The sequence below is a fragment of the Pseudomonas sp. MM213 genome, assembly GCF_020423045.1.
GTDB classification, from domain to species: Bacteria; Pseudomonadota; Gammaproteobacteria; order Pseudomonadales; family Pseudomonadaceae; genus Aquipseudomonas; species Aquipseudomonas migulae.
This window is the reverse complement of record NZ_CP081943.1, coordinates 6,262,733-6,283,956: the sequence shown is the minus strand read 5'-3', so window position 1 is coordinate 6,283,956 and position 21,224 is coordinate 6,262,733. Positions and strand designations below refer to the sequence as shown.

Below are 21,224 nucleotides of genomic sequence, written 5' to 3'. Positions count from 1 at the left end.
AGTGACTGATAGAGCGCTATCGCGAGCAGGCTCGCTCCCACATGGGGTTTTGCGTTGATTGAACAACCTGGCAGCACCACGCATTACTGTAGGAGCCGGCTTGCTGGCGATTGAGGTCTGACAGGCACTTCATCTGTGTCTGTCAGGACCTCATCGCCAGCAAGCCGGCTCCTACAGGGAGTTGCGGTGTGTCAGTTAGCTTTGCGGTGTGTTGGTGAGTTTTGTGGGGGGTCAGTAGTGGTTGGTGCCCATGCGGCAGGCGATTTCGAACGCCTGGCGGATCGCGCCGGGGTTGGCTTTGCCCTGGCCGGCGATATCAAACGCGGTGCCATGGGCCGGTGTGGTGATGGGGATCGGCAAGCCGCCCTGCACCGTCACCCCACGGGAGAAGCCCATCAACTTGATCGCGATCTGTCCCTGGTCGTGGTACATCGTCACCACCGCGTCAAAGGCGCTCGCATCGCCCTGCACCTTGAGGAAAATCGTGTCGCCCGGGTACGGACCTTCGGCCGCAATCCCCAACGCCTGCGCCGAACGTACGGCCGGGCCGATGATGTCCAGTTCTTCGCGACCGAACGAGCCGTTGTCGCCGTTGTGCGGATTCAGGCCGCACACGCCGATGCGCGGTTTCGCCAGGCCGTTGCGTTTGAGCGCGGTGTCGATCAGCTGGATCGCTTCCACCACCCGCGCTTGCGTCAGCATGCCCGGCACCTCCGCCAAAGCCACATGCGAGGTCACCCGCGATGTCCAGAGGTTGTCGAGCACATTGAATTCGCAGAATGGCCCGTGGAAATCCAGCAGCTCGGCGAACCAGTGCAACTCGTCGTTGTGGGCCATGCCGGCCATGTGCAGCGAGGTCTTGTTCAGCGGCCCGAACAGCACCGCGCCAGTGGTGCCGGCCTCGGTGAGACGCAGGGCTTTTTCCAGAGTGTCGAGGCTGTAGCGGCCACCAATGACGCTGGCTTCACTGCGCGGGAATTCGCCAATGGTGTCGCCGCGAAAGTCATAGAACAACGGCGTGTCATCGACAAATGACAGCTGATCCAGCGACTCGACGCGACGGTATGGAAATTCCACCCCGGCGATGCGCATGCCGCGGCGCATTTCCGCTTCGTCGGCGATCAGGATCACGTTGGCCTGGCTGCGAACCTGAGGCTCGGCGAGCAGGCGTGCGATCAGTTCCGGGCCGATGCCCGCCGGGTCGCCCAGGACCATGGCGATGGTTGTCTTGCTCATGCTTCACTCCTCAAGGGTTCGGGCCATGTACGGTCAATGGCGCTAGGCTCGCAGCGATAAACCCGCTGCGCGTTGCTGTAGAACAGGCGCTCCTGATCCGCCCATGGCAGGTCAGCAACGATGGATTTGAAACCGCTGTAGATGTCGTCGAACGAGCCGCACAGGCTGTCCACCGGAAAGTTGCTGGCGAACATCACGCGGTCGGTGCCGAACATGGCGATCACTTCGCGCACGATCCAGGCATTGTCTTTGGCGCGCCACGCCTGCCCTTTCAGGCCCAGGCCGGAAACCTTCACCTGCACGTTCGGCCATTCGGCCAGTCGTGCCATCGCCAGACGCCACCCCGCCAGGCCTTCGGCGCTGCGGTCATTGGGCAACCCGGCGTGGTTGAGAATCAGCGTGGTGCCGGGAAAGTCCCGGGCCAGCCGTTCGGCTTCGTAGAGGTTCCACCAGGGTGTCTGCAAATCGAAATGCAGCCCCAGCCCTTGCAGCGCGGCGTAACTGCGGCGCCAGTGTTCATCGCTCATCAGGCTGCGCAGATGGCCCACCTGCGCCGTCGAAGTCGGGCCACCGGGTTTGTGGCGCACGCTGCGTACGCACTTGAAACTCGCCTGCTCGGTGAGCACCGCGATGGCGTCCGGATGATCGAGCCAGGCCTGCGCGACGATTGCATTCGGTACGCCGTAACGCGCCGCCAAACCTTCAATGAATCGGGTTTCGCCAATCGGGTCTTGCGGGTCCCATTCGGTCTCGATGTACACCGTTTGCACGACGTTATGCGGCCCGGCATCGGCGAAGTAATCGTCTGGAAAATAGCGCCGTTTGATCGCGCTGTAGTCGCCGTAGCGAAACGGGATCCTGGCTTCAGGCGCGAGCCACGGATGGTGATTGATCGTCGGGTCCCAGAAGTGGTGATGGGCGTCGATGATCGGCCCCGTATACAACTCAGTCATGGCACACCTCGTCGAGGCTGATGAACAGCGTGGCGAAAACAAAGACCGCCGAACACGCCGCAAAGAAACCCAGCACCGGCGCGAATCCACCGGCCATTTGCAGGATCACGCCGACCAGGATCGGCACCGCAATCCCGCCCGTGCTGCCGGCCATGTTCATCACGCCGCCGATCAGGCCGACCCGCGCCGGCGCCGCCAGCAATGCCGGGAAGCTCCAGTAGAGGCTGCCCCACATCAGGAAAAACGCAGTCATGGCCAACAACGCCACGGCGGCAAAAGGGTTAGTCAGGGTCGGCAACAACAGAAACGCGCCGAGAGCCACCAGACCGGAAAACGCCAGCAGGCTCTTGACCGCCACACCGCGACTGACGCCTTTGCGGATCAGCCCGTCGCAGAGGAAACCACCGGTCAACGAGCCGAGCGCACCGCAGACAAAAATCACGAACGTCGCCGCACCAATGCCCTTGATATCGAAGCCGCGAGCCTGCGCCAGATAACTCGGGCCCCAGGTCAGCAAGCCGAAATACACCATCGCCCAACTGGCGCGGCCGACCAGCAAACCGCTCAGGGAACGGGCCGCAATGCCCAGGCCTTTGACCGGCACTCGCGCCGCTTCGGCTGCCGGCGTGGCGCGCCCGGCGTTGATCTTCTCGAGCTCTTCGGCATTCACTTGCGGGTGGCTGGCCGGGTCATCGCGCAGATACCGCCGCGCCAGCCAGGCCAGTACCAGCGTCGCGATACCGGCAATCACGAACGCCAGGCGCCATGAGTCCAGCGACGCGATCAGATAAGCAATGATTAGCCCGCCCAACGCCACGCCCAACGGGCTGCCGCTGTCCATCAGCACCGCGCCGCGACTGCGCTCGCTTGGCGCCAGCCACAACGAAATCAATTTGCCGCCCGACGGGAACAAGGGAGCCTCGGCAGCACCGAGTGCAACGCGGGCGAACAACAATGACAAGCCGCCCGTGGCAAATGCCGCCAACACTTGAAACGTCCCCCACAACCCGGTGGACCAACTGATGACCCGGTGCGGGCCGAAGCGGTCGATCATCCAGCCGCCGGGAATCTGCAACAGCGCATAGGCCCAGAAGAAGCTGCTGAGGATCAGGCCTTGCATGCTCGGCGACAGGGAAAACTCATGGGCGATGGTCGGCATCGCAATGGACAGCGACACCCGGTCGATGAGGTTGACCATGGTCAGCGCGAAGATGATCGCGAAGATCCGCCAGCGCACATTGCTGGCCTTGGTCGTGCCGGTCAGCGGTGTGGCCGCTGCGGCGGGTAATTGCAGGGAAGCACTGGAACGAGCCATGGTGCGCACCTCGAATTTATTATTTTTGTGAAGTTGCAAACACCGACCTGTAGGAGCCGGCTTGCTGGCGATTGCGGTGGGTCAGGCGCTATCAATGTTGACTGATACACCGCTATCGCCAGCAAGCCGGCTCCTACAGGGTTCGCGTTTTGCCGCGTTTTCACGGCATTGGTGAGCACTATCGAAGGCTCACTGATAACCGTCTAATCAAAACTTGAAATAAGGCGATAGCCTCGGGTTATGTCATGCCCTGCTTTCAGGGGGCTTTCAATGAATAAGGCCTGCACACACTTTCCACTCAAACTGCTCTGGCGCAAGGCCTGCGGCGATCTTCACGATTTTCCCCCTCCCGAGCTATAACCCCAGGCTATCGGTGTATGTATTGTTTTGACTAGACGCGACGCCTGCGGCTTCCCACACTCGGGCCAGGCTTGCAGCTTTACCGCTCAGACAAGTCACTCATAACAACTACAAAAACGAGGCCCTTCCATGCGAAATGCATTCGTCCGTCGCACATCCCGTCTGTTTCTTGGCTGCACGCTGGTCGCCGCCGGCGCCCTTCCCGCTCTCGCTCATGCAGCCTGGCAACCAGACAAGAACGTCGAAATTGTCGTCGCTGGCGGTCCCGGTGGCGGCACCGACCAGCTCGGCCGTTTGATCCAGTCGATCATCACCACCCACAAGCTGCTCGACGTGAATACCATCGTCCTCAACAAGGGTGGCGGCAATGGCGCCGAAGCTTTCCTCGACCTGAAAATGAACAAGGGCGATCCGGAAAAACTGGTGATCGGCACCAACAACATCTACCTCTTGCCGCTGGTGTCCAAGCTCGGCTACCAATGGCAGGAACTGACCCCCATCGCCGCCGTGGCCGAGGACGATTTCATTCTCTGGAGCTACAAAGACGCACCGTGGAAGGACGCCAAGGGCTTCTACGAAGCGGTCAAGGCTGACCCGTCGAACCTGCGCATGGGCGGCAGCCAGTCCAAGGACGTGGACCAGACCCTCACCCTGCTGTTGAACCAGACAACTAACAGCAAACTGGTGTACATCCCGTTCAAGAGCGGCAGCGAAGCCGCGACCCAACTGGCCGGCAAACACATCGCCGCCAACGTCAACAACCCCAGCGAAAGCATCAGCCAATGGCGCGGTGATCAGGTCGAGCCGCTGTGCGTGTTCAGTAAAGAGCGCATGAGCTACACCGAGAAAGTCGCCGGCGACAAATCCTGGGCCGACGTGCCGACTTGCCACGAACAGGGCCTGGGCATCGATCAGTACCGCTTCCCGCGCACCGTGTTCATGCCCGGCGAAGTCACCGCCGAGCAACGGGCGTTCTATGTCGAGCTGATGCGCAAAGTCACCGAAACCCCGGAGTTCAAGGCCTACGTCAAACAGAACGCACTGGTGCCCACCTTCCTCGAAGGCGAGCCGCTGACCGCCTACATTGAGAAAGACACCGCCCGCGTCACCCCGGTGTTCAAAGAAGCCGGCTGGCTGAAAAACTGAGTTGCCGACGGCCGTCCGCCTGCGCACGGCCGTCACCTCTGGAGGTGTCTTCATGTCCCATTCTTCGGATTCACCGGCGCTGGTCGGTACCCGCTGGGTCGAACTCGGCCTGACTGTCTTCACTGCGCTGATCGGCGTGGTGGTGATGTTCGGCAGTGTCGAACAAGGTATCGGCTGGGGCGATTCCGGCCCCGAGCCGGGTTACTTCCCCTTCTACATCGGCCTGATGCTCAGCGCCGCAAGCGTGGCCAACGGCGTGTTGACCCTGGTGCGCTGGCACGCCCTGAGCATTGCATTCGTCAGCCGCAGTGCGTTCAAGCAAGTGTTGTCGGTGTTCATCCCGATTGCGCTGTTCGTGGGCGCCATGCCGTTCACCGGCATCTACGTGGCGTCGGCCTGCTTCATCGCCTGGTTCATGTGGCGTGACAAGGTCCGCGCCAAGCCTTACGGCAAACTGATGATCGGCAGCGTATCCCTCGGCGCGGTGCTGGCCAGCTACCTGATTTTCGCGCTGTGGTTCAAGGTCCCGCTGGATGCCGGCCCGATGGGCGACTGGATTGCCCTGGCCGGGAGAAATTTCAAATGAGCGAGTTCGATTCCCTGCTGCAAGGCATGAACCTGATCCTGACCCCGGGCCACATCGGCCTGATGGTGATCGGCGTGCTGCTGGGCATTCTGGTCGGCGTACTGCCCGGCCTCGGTGCCCCCAACGGCGTGGCGTTGCTGCTGCCGCTGACGTTCACCATGTCGCCGGTGTCGGCGATCATTCTGCTGTCGTGCATGTATTGGGGCGCGCTGTTCGGCGGCTCGATCACCTCGATCCTGTTCAACATCCCCGGTGAGCCCTCATCGGTGGCGACGACCTTCGACGGCTACCCGATGGCCCGCGAAGGTCGCGCCGCCGAAGCCCTCACCGCCGCTTTCAGTTCGGCACTGATCGGTGCGCTGGCCGGGGTGTTGTTGCTGACCTTTCTATCGACCAAGATCGCCGCATTCGCCATGTCGTTCAGTTCACCGGAGTTCTTCGCGGTGTACCTGTTGGCGTTCTGCACCTTCATCGGCATGAGCAAGAACCCGCCGCTGAAAACCGTGGTGGCGATGATGATCGGTTTCGCCATGGCGGCGGTCGGCATGGACACCGTGTCCGGCAACCTGCGCCTGACCTTCGACCAGCCGATCCTGATGACGGGCATCAGCTTCGAAGTGGCGGTGATCGGCCTGTTCGGCATCGGTGAAATCCTTTGCACGGTCGAGGAAGGCCTGGTGTTTCGCGGCGAGCACGCGCGCATTACGCCAATGGTGATTCTGCGTACCTGGGCCAAGTTGCCGCGTTACTGGTGGACCATTCTGCGCAGCACGCTGGTCGGTTGCTGGATGGGCATCACGCCCGGCGGCCCGACGGCGGCCTCGTTCATGAGCTACAGCCTGGCGCGGCGCTTCTCGAAGAATCGCGAGAACTTCGGCAAGGGTGAACTCGAAGGCGTGATCGCTCCCGAAACCGCCGACCATGCGGCCGGCACCAGCGCCCTGCTACCGATGCTGACCTTGGGCATTCCCGGTTCCGCCACGGCAGCGGTGATGCTCGGTGGCTTGATGATCTGGGGCTTGCACCCTGGCCCGACGTTGTTCGTCGAGCAGCACGATTTTGTCTGGGGCCTGATTGCGAGCATGTACCTGGGCAACGTGGTGAGCCTGATCGTGGTGCTGGCCACCGTGCCGCTGTTCGCTTCGATCCTGCGCATTCCGTTCTCGATCATTGCGCCGATCATCATCATGGTTTGCGCCATCGGTGCCTACTCAGTGCACAACTCGTTCTTCGACGTGGTGCTGATGCTGGGCTTCGGCGCGCTGGGTTACTTGTTCAAGAAACTCGGTTACCCGATTGCACCGCTGGTGTTGGCGGCAGTGCTGGGCGACAAGGCTGAGGATGCGTTCCGTCAATCGATGCTGTTTTCTGACGGCCACTTGGGGATTTTCTGGTCCAACCCGCTGGTGGGCAGCCTGACCACGGCGGCGCTGCTGATGCTGTTCTGGCCGCTGATTTCCAAAGGGTTGAGCAGCCTGATGGGCCTGCGCAAACCTCACGTCGCCAAGACCAAATCGGTGCTGTGACACAGCAATGCTGGCAACGCCTGACATTTGTTGTCAGGCTTGCCGCAGTCTTTTTCGCGAGCGCGGCCCATGACCCGAATTCCTGATGCCAATGTGATCCACAGTCGACTGCGTCTGCGCCAATTGCGGTTGATGCTGGCGTTGCAGGAACTCGGCTCACTGCGCCGCGCCGCCGACCACATCGGCATGACCCAACCGGCAGCGACCAAGATGTTGCACGAGGCCGAGGACTTGCTCGGCGTCGAACTCTTCGAACGTCTGCCTCGGGGCATGCGCTCTACCCCGTTCGGGGAGACCGTCATCTACTACGCGCGCATGGTGTTTGCCGAACTCAGCGGCATGCGTGAAGAACTGGTCGCCCTGGAATCCGGCAACCTCGGGCGAGTCGCCGTCGGGGCGATTCCGGCGCTGGCCTCGGGGTTGCTGACCCGCACCATCGCCACCTTGAAGAAAAGCCATCCTCGGTTGTCGATGAGCATTCAGGTCGACACCAGTGATGTACTGGTGCAGGCACTGTTGCAGGATCAGCTCGACATTGTGCTGGGGCGGATTCCGGCGGGTGCGCGGGCCGAAGAATTGCTGTTCGATAGTTTGGGTGAAGAGGAGCTGTGCGTGATTGCCGGTGCGCAGAATCCATTGGCGCGGGAGAAAAACCTGAGCTGGGCGGAATTGCAGAACATGACGTGGGTGTTGCAACAGCAACCGAGCCCGATGCGCGCGATCATCAATCAGGTGTTTCACAATGCGCGGGTCGACATTCCCAGCAGCATCGTCGAGACCACGTCGATCATGACCTTGCTGTCATTGATCCAGCAGACCGACATGCTCGGCGTCACGCCGGTGTCGGTGGTCGAGGATTATCCGGGGCGTGATTTGCTGGCGGTGTTGCCGATCAAGTTTGAAGCGCGGTTGCCGCCGTATGGGTTGATTACCCGGCGTCATCGTATTCAGTCTTCGGCGATGCAGGCGTTTATGAACTCGGTGCGGGCTGAGCATGCTTTGAGTAAGTAGGCCTTTGGGTATGCGTATATATCCGTTGCTTCGGTAACGGCGGCTATTGGTTTCGCCCTTACGGCGAGTCACTTTCGAAAAGCCTGCGCGGCCCGGCGGAAAGTAACCAAAGCGCTTTTGCCCCTTTCGTTCGGTGGCTCGCTAATGCTCGCCATGCCCTCGCTCCGGTCCTGCTCCGTGGGCCCGCCGCCATCCATGCCGGGTTGCCCACTGCGCAGAACCTCCACTCGGCCTCTCGAGGAGGCGACTACCGCCACAGCCGCCGAGGCGGCCTGAAAGCCGGCCTGGCTCTTTTGATGTCCGCGTTGTCCTTCTCTGATGCGTTCACCCATTCCGGACATTGGCACCGCTCCCCTGTAGGAGCCGGCTTGCTGGCGATAGCGTCTGTCCAGCCAATACATACGTTGACTGACCCACCGCTATCGCCGGCAAGCCAGCTCCTACAGTTGATCGTATTTATCCAAACACATCTGCATTTCCCTTGTAGGAGCCAGCTTGCTGGCGATAGCGTCCGTCCAGCCAATAAATAGGTTGACCGACTCACCGCCATCGCCAGCAAGCCGGCTCCTACAGGGGTCTGTGTTTGCTTTTGATTTCCACCACTCATCAGGCCGAGCGTTAGCTCGCCTTCCGCTTTTGATCTGAGCGCCCCCTCGAGAGGCCGAGTGGAGGTTCTGCGCAGTGGGCAACCCGGCATGGATGCCGGGTTAGCCGCCCCCGGCCATGGATGGCCGATGGCGGCGGGCCCACGGAGCAGGACCGGAGCGAGGGCATGCCGAGCCTAGGCGAGGCACCGAACGAAAGGGGCAAGAGCCCTTGGTTACTTGGCGCTTTTCCAAGTAACTCGCCGTAAGGGCGAAACCAATAGCCGCCATCACAAAAAAAACGGATATGCCCGCCAACCGCTCTACCGCGCCTGACGAAACACAACCCCCAGACCAACAATAATCAGCACCATCCCCACCATGCTCAACACCGCAAGTTGGTTGCCGAAAAACAGATAATCCATCACCGCCGTCACCGCCGGCACCAGATAAAACAGACTGGTGACATTCACCAGATTGCCCCGGGCGATCAGCCGATACAGCAACAACGTCGCCAACACCGACACCACCAGCCCCATCCACAACACCGGCACGATAAAACCGCTGCTGCGTTCAAAGTGAAGCGGCTGGAACGGCACGAAAATCCCGCACAACAACAGCCCCGCCAGATACTGCACCGGCAGCGTACCGAGGGGATTATCGGTGATGCGTTTCTGCATGATCGAACCGAACGTCATGCTCGCCAACGCCAGCAAACCGAAAAACATCCCGGCCAGCGACATGCCGGCCATCCCAATGCCCTGATACACCACCATGATCAATCCGGCCAAACCCAGCATCAGACCGAACACCCGGTTCGCTGAGCGCTGGCGCTCCATGATCACCACCGTGAGGATGGGCTGCACACCCATGATCGTGGCCATCACGCCTGGCGTGACCTTCAGGTCCAGGGCCAGCAGATAGAAAATCTGATAAGCGCCCAGCAACACCACCCCAGTGGCCATCGCATACAGCATCGGCTTGCCACCCTTGGGCAATTTCAGCTTGAGCAATGGCACCAGCAGCACCAATCCACAAAGCGCGATGGCGAAACGAATCAGCAGAAAAGCGAAGGGCGACGCGTGGGCCAGGCCCCATTTGGAGAAGATCGCCCCGCTGCTCCACAGCAAAACGAACAGGCTCGTGGACGCCGCCGCGAGCGCGGATTTTTTCGAAAGGACAAACATGAATACCACCTGTAGTCAGGCATAAAAAGCCAACTCAGCCGAAGCTGAAATCCAGTAGTTTTTCAGGCGAACGCTTTTAGAAGGGCAAGGGAACAGCAGGGAAAGCTGATCAGCCCGAAACGCCAACGCCCGGCGGTGATACGACTGCGTACACCGGCGTGCTACGGACAGGTGGGGGGTAATGACTGATCTGCGCAGGCTGCTGATCCCCGCACGGCACGACGCCAGCGTGGACCGCTGAATCGACTACCGCGTTGATGAGGGAAGCAGGCATGGGCTGATCTTTTTTGATGGGATGGACGGTGAACGGAAATCACCGAGCGCCGACTATAACCAGCGCTCGACATGGATTGCAATGACTTGGACAAAGGGCCAGTAGATACAGCTTTAGGCCTGCTGCTTACTCTGAGGGAAAGGAAATCGCCCACTGAGGGGGAAAGGGAATGCAAGAGATCAAATGCCAAGGGAACGGACGCATCTTCGGTATCAGCTGTACAGATCAAATGCTCGAAAGCTGGCAATTGCCACCCTATCCCGACTTCATCAAGAACTGGAGCATGGAGGGCAAGTCGGCTTCGATTTTTCCAGGATTCGTTTCGAACCAATCAACGCACAGGCATTGAATGCATTCCAGCACTGGAATGATCCGCACTATTCATGGAATGAAGTCGTTGGATGGAAGGCAAAAGAGCCGATGTGTTTTGATCTGGCGATCTGGTTTGATCTGGAGTTATGCGGGCTGTGTTTTGCGAATCCAAACCAGAGTCGTCAACGAGTAAAGAACGTGCGATTGGAGGGTAATCCAGAAAGAGGTCATCCCCTGAAAAGCCTGATTGCTTCGCTCGCACTGACCGCTGTTACTCACTTTGCACAAATCATTGGCTGCAGACAGATCGAAATACAGGAGCCTGTAAAGGGTGCCATCGCCATCTATCAGCAGCTTGGTTTTGAATTCGACACAGAGGGTCGGCTTGTGATGCTTATGGAGTGCGACTAATATCGGGCCAACTGCTCATTTAATGATCAACGCTGGAGATTCAATGAAAGCTCTCGCTGAAACAAATATTGCAGATAGACAACCCATCAAGGCAACTCCGAAGCGACCACCCACTGAGTTGCCAGAAAGTGTTTTGCGTCGCATCAGAGATACACTGGCAAACCCGGTAACAGAAGAGCCGATGGGCGTTCTCGCTGGAGCTTCGTTCACCTTTTCCTCATAAAAAAACCGCTCACAAGGAGCGGTTCTTTATTCAAAGTCCGGTTTCACCCAAACAACCAATACCCCAACAACGTCAACACCACCACCGCGAGCACCGGCCGCAGCACACGGTAGGCTTTAGGATTGCGCCGCTTCCACTGCTTGACCACACCGCTGACTTTGTCGCTGGAGTTCTTGCTCCAGGCGTAGGCCCGGTTAATCCCGCCGACACGCTCGTCATCGAGGTTCTGCGGCGCAGTGGCACGACCGAGCAGGCTGCTGATCGAGCGGTTGATGCGGGTCATGATACGGTTGCTCAACGGACGTTCGATGTCGCAGAACAGAATGACCCGGGTCTTCTCGGTTTCGTTCTTGACCCAGTGCACATAGGTTTCGTCGAACATCACGTCTTCGCCATCACGCCAGGCGTAAACCTGACCGTCGACGAAGATGCGGCAATCATCGGAATTCGGCGTCGACAACCCCAGGTGATAACGCAGGGAACCGGCAAACGGATCGCGGTGCGGGTTGAGATGGCTGCCACCCGGCAGCAAGGCGAACATGGCGCCTTTGACGTTGGGAATGCTGCTGACCAGGGCCACTGTTTTCGGGCACAGTGTTTCGGCCGATGGCAGGGGTTTGTCGTACCACTTGAGGTAGAAACGCTTCCAGCCTTTCTTGAAAAACGAGCCAAAACCGGCGTCGTTGTTTTTCTCGGCGGCGCGAATGTAACCCTCATCAAACAGGTGCATCGCTTCGTCGCGGATGACTTCCCAATTGTCCTTGAGCACATCAAGTTCCGGGAACTTGCTGCGATCCAGATAGGGTTTGGAGGGCACGCTGGAGAACAGGTACATCAAGGCGTTGTAAGGTGCGAACAAAGCGGAGTGGTTGACGAACTGACGCAAGACCGGCAATCGCGCCTTGCCGCGCAAGTGCACATAGAGGGTGCTGCCGAGGAACAGCAGCAACAGCGATGCCTTCGCGGCAATGGTAAAGGTCATCTACAACTCCTTGAGAATTAGCAACTCTGCACTACGCCATTTACCCGACGTGGCAGTCGGCCATGATAAACACTACCGGCCTCGGGAAAAACCCGCTTTCCTCAACATTCACTGTTAAAGATTGTGCAACAACGCACTTCTTAACATATGTCTCCTGAACGGGGGCTGACCTGGATCAGCCCACTTGTCGGGATCAAAATCGAAACATCACTGCTTTGATTTGTTCACGATTACTGCTGATTCTCCTGCTCGGTAAACAGATCGCTGAACAGCATGCTCGACAGGTAACGCTCACCGGAGTCCGGCAGAATCACCACGATGGTCTTGCCCTGCATTTCCGGCGTTTCAGCCAGGCGCACGGCCACAGCCATGGCCGCACCGCAAGAGATGCCGCACAAAATCCCTTCCTCCTGCATCAAGCGCAAAGCCATTGCCTTGGATTCGTCATCGGTGACCAACTCGACCCGGTCCACCATCGACAGATCGAGGTTCTTCGGCACAAAGCCGGCACCGATGCCCTGGATCTTGTGAGGGCTAGGCTTGATCTCTTCACCGGCCAGCGCTTGCGTGATCACCGGAGACACCACGGGCTCCACCGCCACCGAGAGAATCGGTTTGCCCTGGGTATTCTTGATATACCGCGAAACCCCCGTAATGGTTCCGCCTGTTCCGACGCCGGCCACCAGCACATCGACGGCACCGTCGGTGTCGTTCCAGATTTCCGGACCAGTGGTTTTCTCGTGAATGGCCGGGTTGGCCGGGTTTTCGAATTGCGCCGGCATGAAGTAGAGGGACGGGTCGCTGGCAACCATTTCAGTGGCCTTTTCGATCGCACCTTTCATGCCTTTGGCCGGCTCGGTCAGCACCAGTTCGGCGCCCAACGCCTTGAGCACTTTGCGCCGCTCGATGCTCATGGACGCCGGCATGGTCAGCACCAACTTGTAGCCCCGTGCGGCGGCGACAAACGCCAGGCCAATGCCGGTGTTGCCGGAGGTCGGTTCGACGATGGTCATGCCAGGCTTGAGTTTGCCGGTGCTTTCGGCGTCCCAGATCATGTTCGCGCCAATCCGGCACTTCACCGAGTAACCAGGGTTGCGCCCCTCGATCTTGGCCAGGATGGTCACGCCACGCGGCGCAATGCGGTTGATCTGCACCAGCGGCGTATTGCCGATGGAATGGGCGTTGTCAGCAAAGATACGGCTCATGGCTGGGTCCTTATGCAGCGTTGAATTAGCCCTCCACGGTATGCCTGTTGCCCGTGGTCGTCCAGTCAGTCGAACGTCCGGCCCGCACAGCAGTCAATCGCATTACACCGCCAGAGATTTGCCGCCATGAAGCGTCGATACAGTTGGCCTCTGTGGACCCTCGCCGGCCTCCTCATGTTGCTGTTTGCCCTGCACATCGCCCTGCCCTATCTGGTGCGTGACTACCTGAACGAACGATTGGCGAATATGGGTGACTATCGCGGGCAGATCACCGACGTAGACCTGGCTCTGTGGCGCGGCGCCTACAAAATCAACGGCCTGAAAGTCGTCAAGGTCGAAGGCAAGGTCCCGGTGCCTTTCGTCAATGCGCCGCTGATCGATCTTTCCGTCAGTTGGCACTCGCTCTGGTACGACCACGCGGTCGTGGCCAAGGCGCAGTTCGTCAAACCCGAAGTGAACTTCGTCGACGGCGGCGCCAACAAGAAAAACTCCCAGACCGGTGAAGGCACCGATTGGCGGGCACAATTGGAGAAATTGCTACCGATCACCCTGAACGAAGTGCGGATCAGCGACGGCAAGATCAGCTTCCGGAACTTCAATTCCAAGCCCCCCGTGAACATGAACGCCACCCAGGTCAACGCCAGCATTTACAACCTGACCAACGTCGTCGACAAGGAAGGCAAGCGCGACGCACGGTTCGATGGCAAAGCGCTGCTGCTGGGGCACGCGCCACTGGAAACCAGCGCGACCTTCGATCCGCTGAGCGACTTCGAAGATTTCCAGTTCCGACTACGCGCCACGGGCATCGAACTCAAACGCATGAACGACTTCGCCTCGGCCTACGGCAAGTTCGATTTCAATGCCGGGCATGGTGATGTAGTGATTGAAGCGCAAGCGAAAAAAGCCCAATTGACTGGCTACATCAAGCCACTGCTCAAAGACGTCGATGTGTTCAACTGGCAACAGGACGTCGAGAACAAGGACAAAGGGCTGTTCCGCTCCATTTGGGAGGCCATTGTCGGTGGCTCCGAAACCGTGCTGAAAAACCAGGGCAAGAACCAGTTTGCAACGCGCGTTGAATTGAGTGGCAGCGTTCACCGGCAAGATATCAGCGCGTTCCACGCGTTTTTGCAGATTTTACGTAACGGTTTTGTCGAGGCCTTCAATGCCCGGTATGAACGGCCGAAGCCGGAGGCCGGTTAGGGTTTGCGTGTAACGGTGTAACGGCCGGTTTCTTCAGCCGCCCGCGCCGGATCTCGCAGCTGCAGAAAATCCCACCCCAGACAGGCCAGCGCCAATGACCGGGGCACGGCTTCACGGCCACTGCTGTAGCGCGTGATGCTGCGGGCACTCACCCCCAAAGCCTCGGCGGCCTGATTGAGCGGCAACCCGGTACGCGCACGCCAGTCGATGAAGATCCGGGTGTTTTCATCCGCTGCGTTTTGCGCGAGGGCATCCAGATAAACAGTGTCTGCGCCGATCTGGATATCCTGCTCGGGCCATTCGACGCACCAGCCATCATCGCCCAGGGTTGCACTGGCGAAAGCTCCCGCCTCCAGCAACGGCTGCAATCCAGGATAGGTACACAGGTCACGGCTCAAATCGAGCGTCAATTGCTGACCATCGATAAATGTCAGCGCCAAACGGTAATCCGGCAACGCCTGCACAGCAGACAACCGTGGTCGTTTCATGGGTAACATCGTTTCAACTCTTGAAAAACCTCAGCAAACTATCGCCAAAATGGCGATAGCTCAATACTGGCCAGCCGCCGAGACTGAGTCAAGATGTGACGCCCCATTCAGAGACTGAATAAGCCGTCTGCGTTCACAGTCGACCGGGCAGCGCGTTATAGTCGGGTACTACAATTATTGCGCCCCGCCCTGCCCTGTCAGGTCGGCGTTACCGTTCGAGGATTAGCAGATGAAGTTCGAAGGCACCCAGGCCTACGTCGCCACCGATGACTTGAAGCTGGCGGTCAACGCCGCCATCACCCTGGAGCGTCCGCTGCTGGTCAAGGGCGAGCCGGGCACCGGCAAGACCATGCTGGCCGAGCAACTGGCCGAGTCTTTCGGCGCCAAGCTGATCACCTGGCACATCAAATCCACGACCAAGGCGCATCAGGGCCTGTACGAGTACGACGCGGTCAGCCGCCTGCGCGATTCGCAGTTGGGCACGGAAAAGGTCCACGACGTTCGCAACTACCTGAAAAAGGGCAAGCTCTGGGAGGCTTTCGAGTCTGAAGAGCGGGTGATTCTGCTGATCGACGAAATCGACAAGGCCGACATCGAGTTCCCGAACGACCTGCTGCAAGAACTCGACAAGATGGAGTTCTACGTTTACGAGATCGACGAGACCATCAAGGCCAAGAAGCGCCCGATCATCATCATTACCTCCAACAACGAGAAAGAGCTGCCGGACGCTTTCCTGCGCCGCTGCTTCTTCCACTACATCGCGTTCCCGGATCGCGTCACGCTGCAGAAGATCGTCGACGTGCACTACCCGGACATCAAGAAGGATCTGGTCAGCGAAGCGCTGGACGTGTTCTTCGACGTGCGCAAGGTGCCGGGACTGAAGAAGAAGCCATCGACCTCCGAACTGGTGGACTGGCTGAAGCTGCTGATGGCCGACAACATCGGCGAAGCAGTGCTGCGCGAGCGCGATCCGACCAAGGCCATTCCGCCGCTGGCCGGTGCCTTGGTGAAGAACGAACAGGACGTGCAATTGCTTGAGCGCCTGGCGTTCATGAGTCGTCGCGGTACTCGCTAAGCTCTGATTAAGTAGGGGCTAACGCCATGTTGCTCAACCTGTTCAATGAAATGCGCGCAGCCAAGGTGCCCGTCTCGGTGCGCGAGCTGCTGGACCTGATCAACGCGCTGAAACAGCGCGTGACCTTCGCCGACATGGACGAGTTCTACTACTTGTCCCGGGCAATTCTGGTGAAGGACGAAAAGCATTTCGACAAGTTCGACCGAGCGTTCGGTGCTTACTTCAATGGCCTGGAAAAACTCGACGATCACCTTCAGGCCCTGATTCCTGAAGACTGGTTGCGCAAGGAATTCGAGCGTTCGCTGACCGACGAAGAGCGGGCGGCGATCCAGTCCCTTGGCGGCCTGGACAAGCTGATCGAAGAATTCAAGAAACGCCTGGAAGAACAGAAAGAACGCCACGCCGGTGGCAACAAGTGGATCGGCACCGGTGGCACCAGCCCGTTCGGTTCCGGCGGTTTCAACCCGGAAGGCATTCGGGTCGGCGATGCCGGCAAGCGCCAGGGCAAGGCGGTCAAGGTCTGGGATCAGCGCGAGTACAAGAACCTCGACGATTCGGTGGAACTGGGCACGCGCAACATCAAGGTCGCCCTGCGCCGGCTGCGTAAATTCGCCCGTCAGGGTGCGGCCGAAGAACTGGACATCGATGGCACCATCGACCACACCGCCAAAGATGCCGGGTTGCTGAGTATCCAGATGCGGCCGGAGCGGCGTAACACCGTCAAGTTGTTGCTGCTGTTCGACATCGGCGGTTCGATGGATGCGCACGTGAAGATCTGCGAGGAGTTGTTCTCGGCCTGCAAGACCGAGTTCAAACACCTGGAGTACTTCTACTTCCACAACTTCATTTATGAATCGGTGTGGAAGAACAACATGCGCCGTACCTCCGAGCGCACGTCGACCCAGGACCTGCTGCACAAGTACGGCGCCGACTACAAAGTGATCTTCATCGGTGACGCGGCGATGGCGCCTTATGAGATCACCCAGGCCGGCGGCAGCGTCGAGCACTGGAACGAAGAAGCCGGTTACGTGTGGATGCAGCGGTTCAAGGAGAAGTACAAGAAGCTCATCTGGATCAACCCGTATCCGAAAGATACGTGGGGCTATACGTCGTCGACCAATATTGTTCGGGATTTGATTGATGACCAGATGTACCCGCTGACGTTGCGGGGGCTTGAGGAAGGGATGCGGTTTCTTTCCAAGTAGAAATTCATCGCTTGTAAGGGCCTCTTCGCGGGCAAGCCTCGCTCCTACAGGGGTAACTCCGAAATCTGTAGGAGCGAGCGGTGCGGCGATCCGACTTGCCCGCGAAGCTTTTAACTGCCTTGAAACCGCCGCAAATACTCAACCTGCTCCCGATGCGCGACATCCTGCACTACCGGCCGCAACCGCACCGTCGCCCCCGGCAGACACTGCGCCAGGCGCGCCAGTGCCAACGGCGTCAACGCCCCCAGTCGCGGATAACCACCAATGGTCTGCCGATCATTGAGCAGCACAATCGGCTGCCCGTCCGGCGGTACCTGTACCGCGCCGAGCGGAATACCTTCGGAAATCATCGGTTTACCCTGGTACTGCAACGCCGTTCCCAGCAAGCGAATACCCATGCGGTCGGCACGACTGTCGAGGGTCCAGGCGCTGTTGAATGCATCGAACAAGCTCTGGCCGCTGAACTCGCCGATCTGCGCGCCGAGTACCACGTCCAGTGGCAAATCGGATTTGAAGTCCGGTGCTTGTTCGCGAGGCAACTCGCGCATCAGTAATGGCGCTTCAGCCGAATAGCTCAGCGACGCACCTTTGGCCAACGCCCGCCCCATGCCGTCCAGCCCACCCAGCTCCTCACGCACCACCGTCGCGCTGCTGCCCAACACCTTCGGCGCATCAAAGCCGCCAGGCGCCGCGAGATAAGCCCGCGCCCCCAGGAGTGGCTGAGTGAACTGCAAACGCTGACCTTTGCGCAGCTTGAAACTGCGCCACGGCGCCAGCGCCTGACCGTCCAGTTGCGCGCCAAGGTCTGCCCCGGCCAGCGCGAGCAAGCAATCCTCTTCGGCAACAACGCTGAACCCGCCGAGGGTGACTTCGATCACCGGTGCATCCAGCGCATTTCCCAGCAGCCAGTTGGCCCAGAACATCGAGCGCCAATCCAGCCCGCCGCCCTGGGTCACGCCCAGATGCCGCACGCCAAAACGGCCGGCGTCCTGCAACAGGCACAACGGTGTGCTCGCTTCAATCGATAGCCGGCTCATGCCTGCGCCTCCAGTGGCGTATCGTCACCGCCCAGGTTGATGAACTCGGCGTGGCTGACCGCTTGAAAACGCACGGTGTCGCCCGGTTGCATCAGGCTGTAGCCATCGCGTTCGCGGTCGAACAGTTTGGCCGGGGTGCGGCCGATCAGGTTCCAGCCGCCGGGGGACACCACCGGGTAGGCAGCGGTTTGCCGTTCGGCGATCCCCACGCTGCCGGCCGCGACTTTTTTGCGCGGCGTATTCAGGCGCGGTGCGGCGAGGACCTCTTCCACCAACCCCATAAAGGCAAAACCCGGCGCGAAGCCCAAGGCGAACACCTGATATTCACGGTCACTGTGGCGGCGGATCACCTCCTCCACGGCCAGCCCGCTGCGCTGAGACAACAGGCGCAATTCCGGACCGACGCTCACGTCATACCAGACCGGCAGCACGTGACATTTGCCACCGGTGCGGGTGTTGGGCGACAAATCGATCAGTGCTTCGGCGATCAATTCCCGCGCCTGCGCCGGGCTCAATGCGGTCAGATCGTAATGCACCATCAACGTCGTATACGACGGCACCAGATCGATCAGATGCGCACCAAACGCCGCACGCAGGTTTTCGCTGGCAGCGAGCATCCACGGCATGTTGGCTTCGGCGATCTCATCGAACAGCCGCACCATCAGGCAATCCAGCGCCACCACTTCCACCCGAAGTTTCATGGCGCACTCTGCTGATCGAGGGCTTCGCGAATGCGCCGCACGGCCGCCACGGAACTGGCGTTGTCACCGTGTACGCACAGAGTGTTGGCCTGCAAATGCAAGGCGCTGCCGTCGCTGGCGGTCAGGTTGTCACCACGGGCGATGGTCAGTGCCTGGTCGATGATTTTTTCCGGGTCGTGATGCACTGCACCCGGCAGTTGCCGCGAAACCAGCATGCCGGCGCTGTCGTAGGCACGATCGGCGAACGCTTCGAACCACAACGTCACGCCGTACTCATCACCCAATCGCTGTGCGGCGCTGTTGTCGCGGGTGGCCATCAGCATCAGCGGCAACGTCTTGTCATAAGACGCCACGGCCTGCAGCACGGCGCGTAATTGCGCCGGGTTGGCCATCATGTCGTTGTACATCGCGCCGTGGGGTTTGACGTAGCTGACGCGCCCGCCCTGTGCCCGGCAGAGGCCGTCGAGGGCGCCGATCTGGTAGTGCAGAATGTCCTGAAGTTCCTGGGCGGTATACGCCATGGAGCGACGGCCGAACCCGACCAGATCCTGATAGGCCGGATGGGCGCCGATCTGCACGCCGTTGCTCAGGGCCAGGCTGACAGTCTTGCGCATGATGCTCGGATCGCCGGCATGGAAACCGCAGGCGATGTTGGCGCAATCAATGAAGGGCATGACCTCGGCGTCCAGACCCATGGTCCAGTTGCCGTAGCTCTCGCCGATGTCGCAGTTCAATAGCAGGCGGCTCACGGTGAACACTCCTGTAGGTTTTGTTCTTTTCAGATGTGGGCAGATTACTGCGCATCCAGTTGTTTGCCACGGGTTTCCGGCAGGCTCAACGCCGCAAGGATCACCACCCCGTAGGAAACCGCCGCGAACGCCCCGATGCCTACGCTCAATGGCACCTTCTGGCTGAGCAAGCCGATCAACAGCGGAAACAACGCCGCCAGCGCCCGGCCTATGTTGTAGCAAAAGCCCTGGCCCGAACCGCGAATCCGCGTCGGAAACAACTCGGTCAGGAAAGCACCCATGCCGCTGAAAATCCCCGAGGCAAAGAAGCCCAACGGAAAGCCCAGCCACAGCATCACGCCGTTACTGACCGGCAATTGGGTGTAAAGCAACACGATGGTGAACGAGCCCACCGCGAACAGAATGAAGTTTTTCTTACGGCCAAGGATGTCAGTCAAATACGCGCTGATGACGTAACCGACGTAGGAACCGACGATCACCATCGCCAGATAACCGCCCGTGCCGAGTACGCTCAAACCGCGTTCGTTCTTCAGGAACGTCGGCAGCCAGGAAGTGATTGCGTAGTAACCGCCCAGTGCGCCGGTGGTCAGTATCGAAGCGCGAAGCGTGGTGAAGAGGATGCCGGGGGCGAAAATCTCGTAGAACTTCGCCGGGTTGCTCGGTTCCTGTTTGGCCTTGGCTTCGCGGTAGATTTCCGGGTCCTTGACCAGGCGGCGGACGAAGATCACGAAAACCGCCGGGACGATGCCGAGGATAAACAGTGCGCGCCACGCGTCTTCCGGTGGCAACACCGAGAACAGCAGCGCATACAGGATCGCCGTCAGCCCCCAACCCAGCGCCCAGCCCGATTGCACCATGCCCACTGCTTTACCGCGATCCTTGGCGCGAATCACTTCGCCCATCAGCACCGCGCCGGCGGTCCACTCGCCGCCAAAACCGAAGCCCATCAAGGTGCGGCTGATCAGCAGTTGTTCGTAGTTTTGCGCGAAGCCGCAGAGGAAGGTGAAGAAGGCGAACCACAGCACCGTCAGTTGCAAGGTACGCACGCGGCCGATGCGGTCGGAGAGAATCCCCGCCACCCAGCCGCCGATGGCCGAGGCAATCAGCGTACTGGTGTGAATCAGCCCGGCCTCGCCGGTGGTGATGCCCCACATCGCGATGAGGGTCGGCACCACGAAGCTGAGCATCTGGGTGTCCATGCCGTCCAGGCCGTAGCCGATCTTGCAGCTCCAGAATGTGCGGCGTTCCTGCTGATTGATGTTGCGGTACCAGTCGAAAGGTCCCGGGCGAGCCGTGGCTTTCGGGATGACGGTGGTGTCGGGCGCACTCATGGCAACTCTCCGTGCAAATTTTATTGGTATTGTTCTGAGCCCCGACGACGCCTATCGTGGGAACCGGATGGCCTGATTTTTGGGCGCACGCCCCTATTGCGTCCAACTAATAAAAACCCGCCTT

The 21,224-nt window shown here is 59.7% G+C and carries 21 protein-coding genes; 9 read left to right on the top strand and 12 right to left on the bottom strand.

Features of this window, described 5'->3' with window-relative positions; all coding sequences use genetic code 11:
- Positions 1–231 precede the first annotated feature (231 nt).
- The 3 genes from K5R88_RS28650 to K5R88_RS28640 are packed head-to-tail and all read right to left on the bottom strand — an operon-like array spanning position 232 to position 3,504.
- On the bottom strand, positions 232–1,236 hold the full coding sequence (locus K5R88_RS28650; RefSeq protein WP_008029054.1) for a 4-hydroxythreonine-4-phosphate dehydrogenase PdxA: 1,005 nt from the start codon (positions 1,234–1,236) through the stop codon (positions 232–234).
- Positions 1,233–2,189 carry an amidohydrolase family protein gene (locus tag K5R88_RS28645; RefSeq protein ID WP_223449577.1) on the bottom strand — a complete coding sequence of 319 codons (957 nt, stop codon included), beginning with the start codon at positions 2,187–2,189 and terminating at the stop codon, positions 1,233–1,235. Before K5R88_RS28645 ends, K5R88_RS28650 begins: the two co-directional genes overlap by 4 nt.
- A complete protein-coding gene (locus K5R88_RS28640; RefSeq protein WP_226298785.1) occupies positions 2,182–3,504 on the bottom strand; it encodes an MFS transporter in 1,323 nt (440 codons plus the stop codon). The genes K5R88_RS28645 and K5R88_RS28640 overlap by 8 nt, the downstream gene beginning before the upstream one ends.
- Before the next feature lie 489 nt (positions 3,505–3,993).
- Here K5R88_RS28640 and K5R88_RS28635 point away from each other — a divergent pair, with 489 nt between their 5' ends.
- The 4 genes from K5R88_RS28635 (at position 3,994) to K5R88_RS28620 (ending at position 8,133) form a co-directional block, all read left to right on the top strand.
- Positions 3,994–5,010 (top strand): Bug family tripartite tricarboxylate transporter substrate binding protein, encoded by a 1,017-nt coding sequence (locus K5R88_RS28635; RefSeq protein WP_207286669.1) that lies wholly within the window; start codon positions 3,994–3,996, stop codon positions 5,008–5,010.
- Positions 5,011–5,062: 52 nt separating this feature from the next.
- The gene (locus tag K5R88_RS28630; protein WP_008029063.1) at positions 5,063–5,596 is read left to right on the top strand and encodes a tripartite tricarboxylate transporter TctB family protein; all 534 of its coding nucleotides are present in this window, start codon (positions 5,063–5,065) and stop codon (positions 5,594–5,596) included.
- Positions 5,593–7,122, top strand: coding sequence for a tripartite tricarboxylate transporter permease (locus tag K5R88_RS28625; RefSeq protein ID WP_223449578.1), 1,530 nt, complete (start codon positions 5,593–5,595; stop codon positions 7,120–7,122). Before K5R88_RS28630 ends, K5R88_RS28625 begins: the two co-directional genes overlap by 4 nt.
- Before the next feature lie 69 nt (positions 7,123–7,191).
- Positions 7,192–8,133 carry a LysR family transcriptional regulator gene (locus K5R88_RS28620; protein ID WP_008029067.1) on the top strand — a complete coding sequence of 314 codons (942 nt, stop codon included), beginning with the start codon at positions 7,192–7,194 and terminating at the stop codon, positions 8,131–8,133.
- Positions 8,134–9,040: 907 nt separating this feature from the next.
- Here the strand turns inward: K5R88_RS28620 and K5R88_RS28615 are convergent.
- Together K5R88_RS28615 and K5R88_RS28610 are read right to left on the bottom strand one after the other, a co-directional pair.
- Complete coding sequence (locus K5R88_RS28615; protein WP_226298784.1) at positions 9,041–9,904, bottom strand: DMT family transporter; 864 nt, start codon at positions 9,902–9,904, stop codon at positions 9,041–9,043.
- 109 nt (positions 9,905–10,013) lie between these two features.
- A complete protein-coding gene (locus tag K5R88_RS28610; protein ID WP_177318199.1) occupies positions 10,014–10,178 on the bottom strand; it encodes a hypothetical protein in 165 nt (54 codons plus the stop codon).
- A gap of 183 nt (positions 10,179–10,361) precedes the next feature.
- On the opposite strand from K5R88_RS28610, the gene K5R88_RS28605 reads away from it, so the two are divergent.
- Positions 10,362–10,901: a hypothetical protein gene (locus K5R88_RS28605; RefSeq protein ID WP_226298783.1), complete on the top strand. Its 540-nt coding sequence runs from the start codon at positions 10,362–10,364 to the stop codon at positions 10,899–10,901.
- 43 nt (positions 10,902–10,944) lie between these two features.
- Positions 10,945–11,124 carry a hypothetical protein gene (locus K5R88_RS28600; protein ID WP_226298782.1) on the top strand — a complete coding sequence of 60 codons (180 nt, stop codon included), beginning with the start codon at positions 10,945–10,947 and terminating at the stop codon, positions 11,122–11,124.
- A 43-nt stretch (positions 11,125–11,167) separates the two neighbouring features.
- Here the strand turns inward: K5R88_RS28600 and K5R88_RS28595 are convergent, their stop codons facing one another.
- Entirely contained in the window at positions 11,168–12,106 is a 939-nt protein-coding gene (locus K5R88_RS28595) for an aspartyl/asparaginyl beta-hydroxylase domain-containing protein (RefSeq protein ID WP_192228714.1), read from the bottom strand.
- A gap of 230 nt (positions 12,107–12,336) precedes the next feature.
- Positions 12,337–13,311: a cysteine synthase A gene (cysK, locus tag K5R88_RS28590; RefSeq protein ID WP_008044885.1), complete on the bottom strand. Its 975-nt coding sequence runs from the start codon at positions 13,309–13,311 to the stop codon at positions 12,337–12,339.
- 126 nt (positions 13,312–13,437) lie between these two features.
- Between cysK and K5R88_RS28585 the strand changes: the two genes are divergently transcribed.
- Positions 13,438–14,514, top strand: coding sequence for a DUF748 domain-containing protein (locus tag K5R88_RS28585; RefSeq protein ID WP_226298781.1), 1,077 nt, complete (start codon positions 13,438–13,440; stop codon positions 14,512–14,514).
- Here K5R88_RS28585 and K5R88_RS28580 read toward each other — a convergent pair.
- Positions 14,511–15,011, bottom strand: coding sequence for a DUF2442 domain-containing protein (locus tag K5R88_RS28580; RefSeq protein ID WP_226298780.1), 501 nt, complete (start codon positions 15,009–15,011; stop codon positions 14,511–14,513). The genes K5R88_RS28585 and K5R88_RS28580 overlap by 4 nt on opposite strands.
- 220 nt (positions 15,012–15,231) lie before the next feature.
- Here K5R88_RS28580 and K5R88_RS28575 point away from each other — a divergent pair, with 220 nt between their 5' ends.
- The gene (locus tag K5R88_RS28575) at positions 15,232–16,077 is read left to right on the top strand and encodes an AAA family ATPase (RefSeq protein WP_008035065.1); all 846 of its coding nucleotides are present in this window, start codon (positions 15,232–15,234) and stop codon (positions 16,075–16,077) included.
- 26 nt (positions 16,078–16,103) lie between these two features.
- Complete coding sequence (locus K5R88_RS28570) at positions 16,104–17,282, top strand: vWA domain-containing protein (protein WP_008035063.1); 1,179 nt, start codon at positions 16,104–16,106, stop codon at positions 17,280–17,282.
- Between the two features lie 110 nt (positions 17,283–17,392).
- Here the strand turns inward: K5R88_RS28570 and K5R88_RS28565 are convergent, their stop codons facing one another.
- The 4 genes from K5R88_RS28565 to K5R88_RS28550 are packed head-to-tail and all read right to left on the bottom strand — an operon-like array spanning position 17,393 to position 21,100.
- A complete protein-coding gene (locus tag K5R88_RS28565; protein ID WP_226298779.1) occupies positions 17,393–18,319 on the bottom strand; it encodes a biotin-dependent carboxyltransferase family protein in 927 nt (308 codons plus the stop codon).
- The gene (locus tag K5R88_RS28560; RefSeq protein ID WP_008035061.1) at positions 18,316–19,020 is read right to left on the bottom strand and encodes a 5-oxoprolinase subunit B family protein; all 705 of its coding nucleotides are present in this window, start codon (positions 19,018–19,020) and stop codon (positions 18,316–18,318) included. Before K5R88_RS28560 ends, K5R88_RS28565 begins: the two co-directional genes overlap by 4 nt.
- Positions 19,017–19,769, bottom strand: a complete 753-nt coding sequence (locus K5R88_RS28555; RefSeq protein ID WP_226298778.1) for a 5-oxoprolinase subunit PxpA — start codon at positions 19,767–19,769, stop codon at positions 19,017–19,019. The genes K5R88_RS28560 and K5R88_RS28555 overlap by 4 nt, the downstream gene beginning before the upstream one ends.
- A 44-nt stretch (positions 19,770–19,813) precedes the next feature.
- On the bottom strand, positions 19,814–21,100 hold the full coding sequence (locus tag K5R88_RS28550; RefSeq protein WP_008035057.1) for an MFS transporter: 1,287 nt from the start codon (positions 21,098–21,100) through the stop codon (positions 19,814–19,816).
- Between the last annotated feature and the right edge of the window lie 124 nt (positions 21,101–21,224).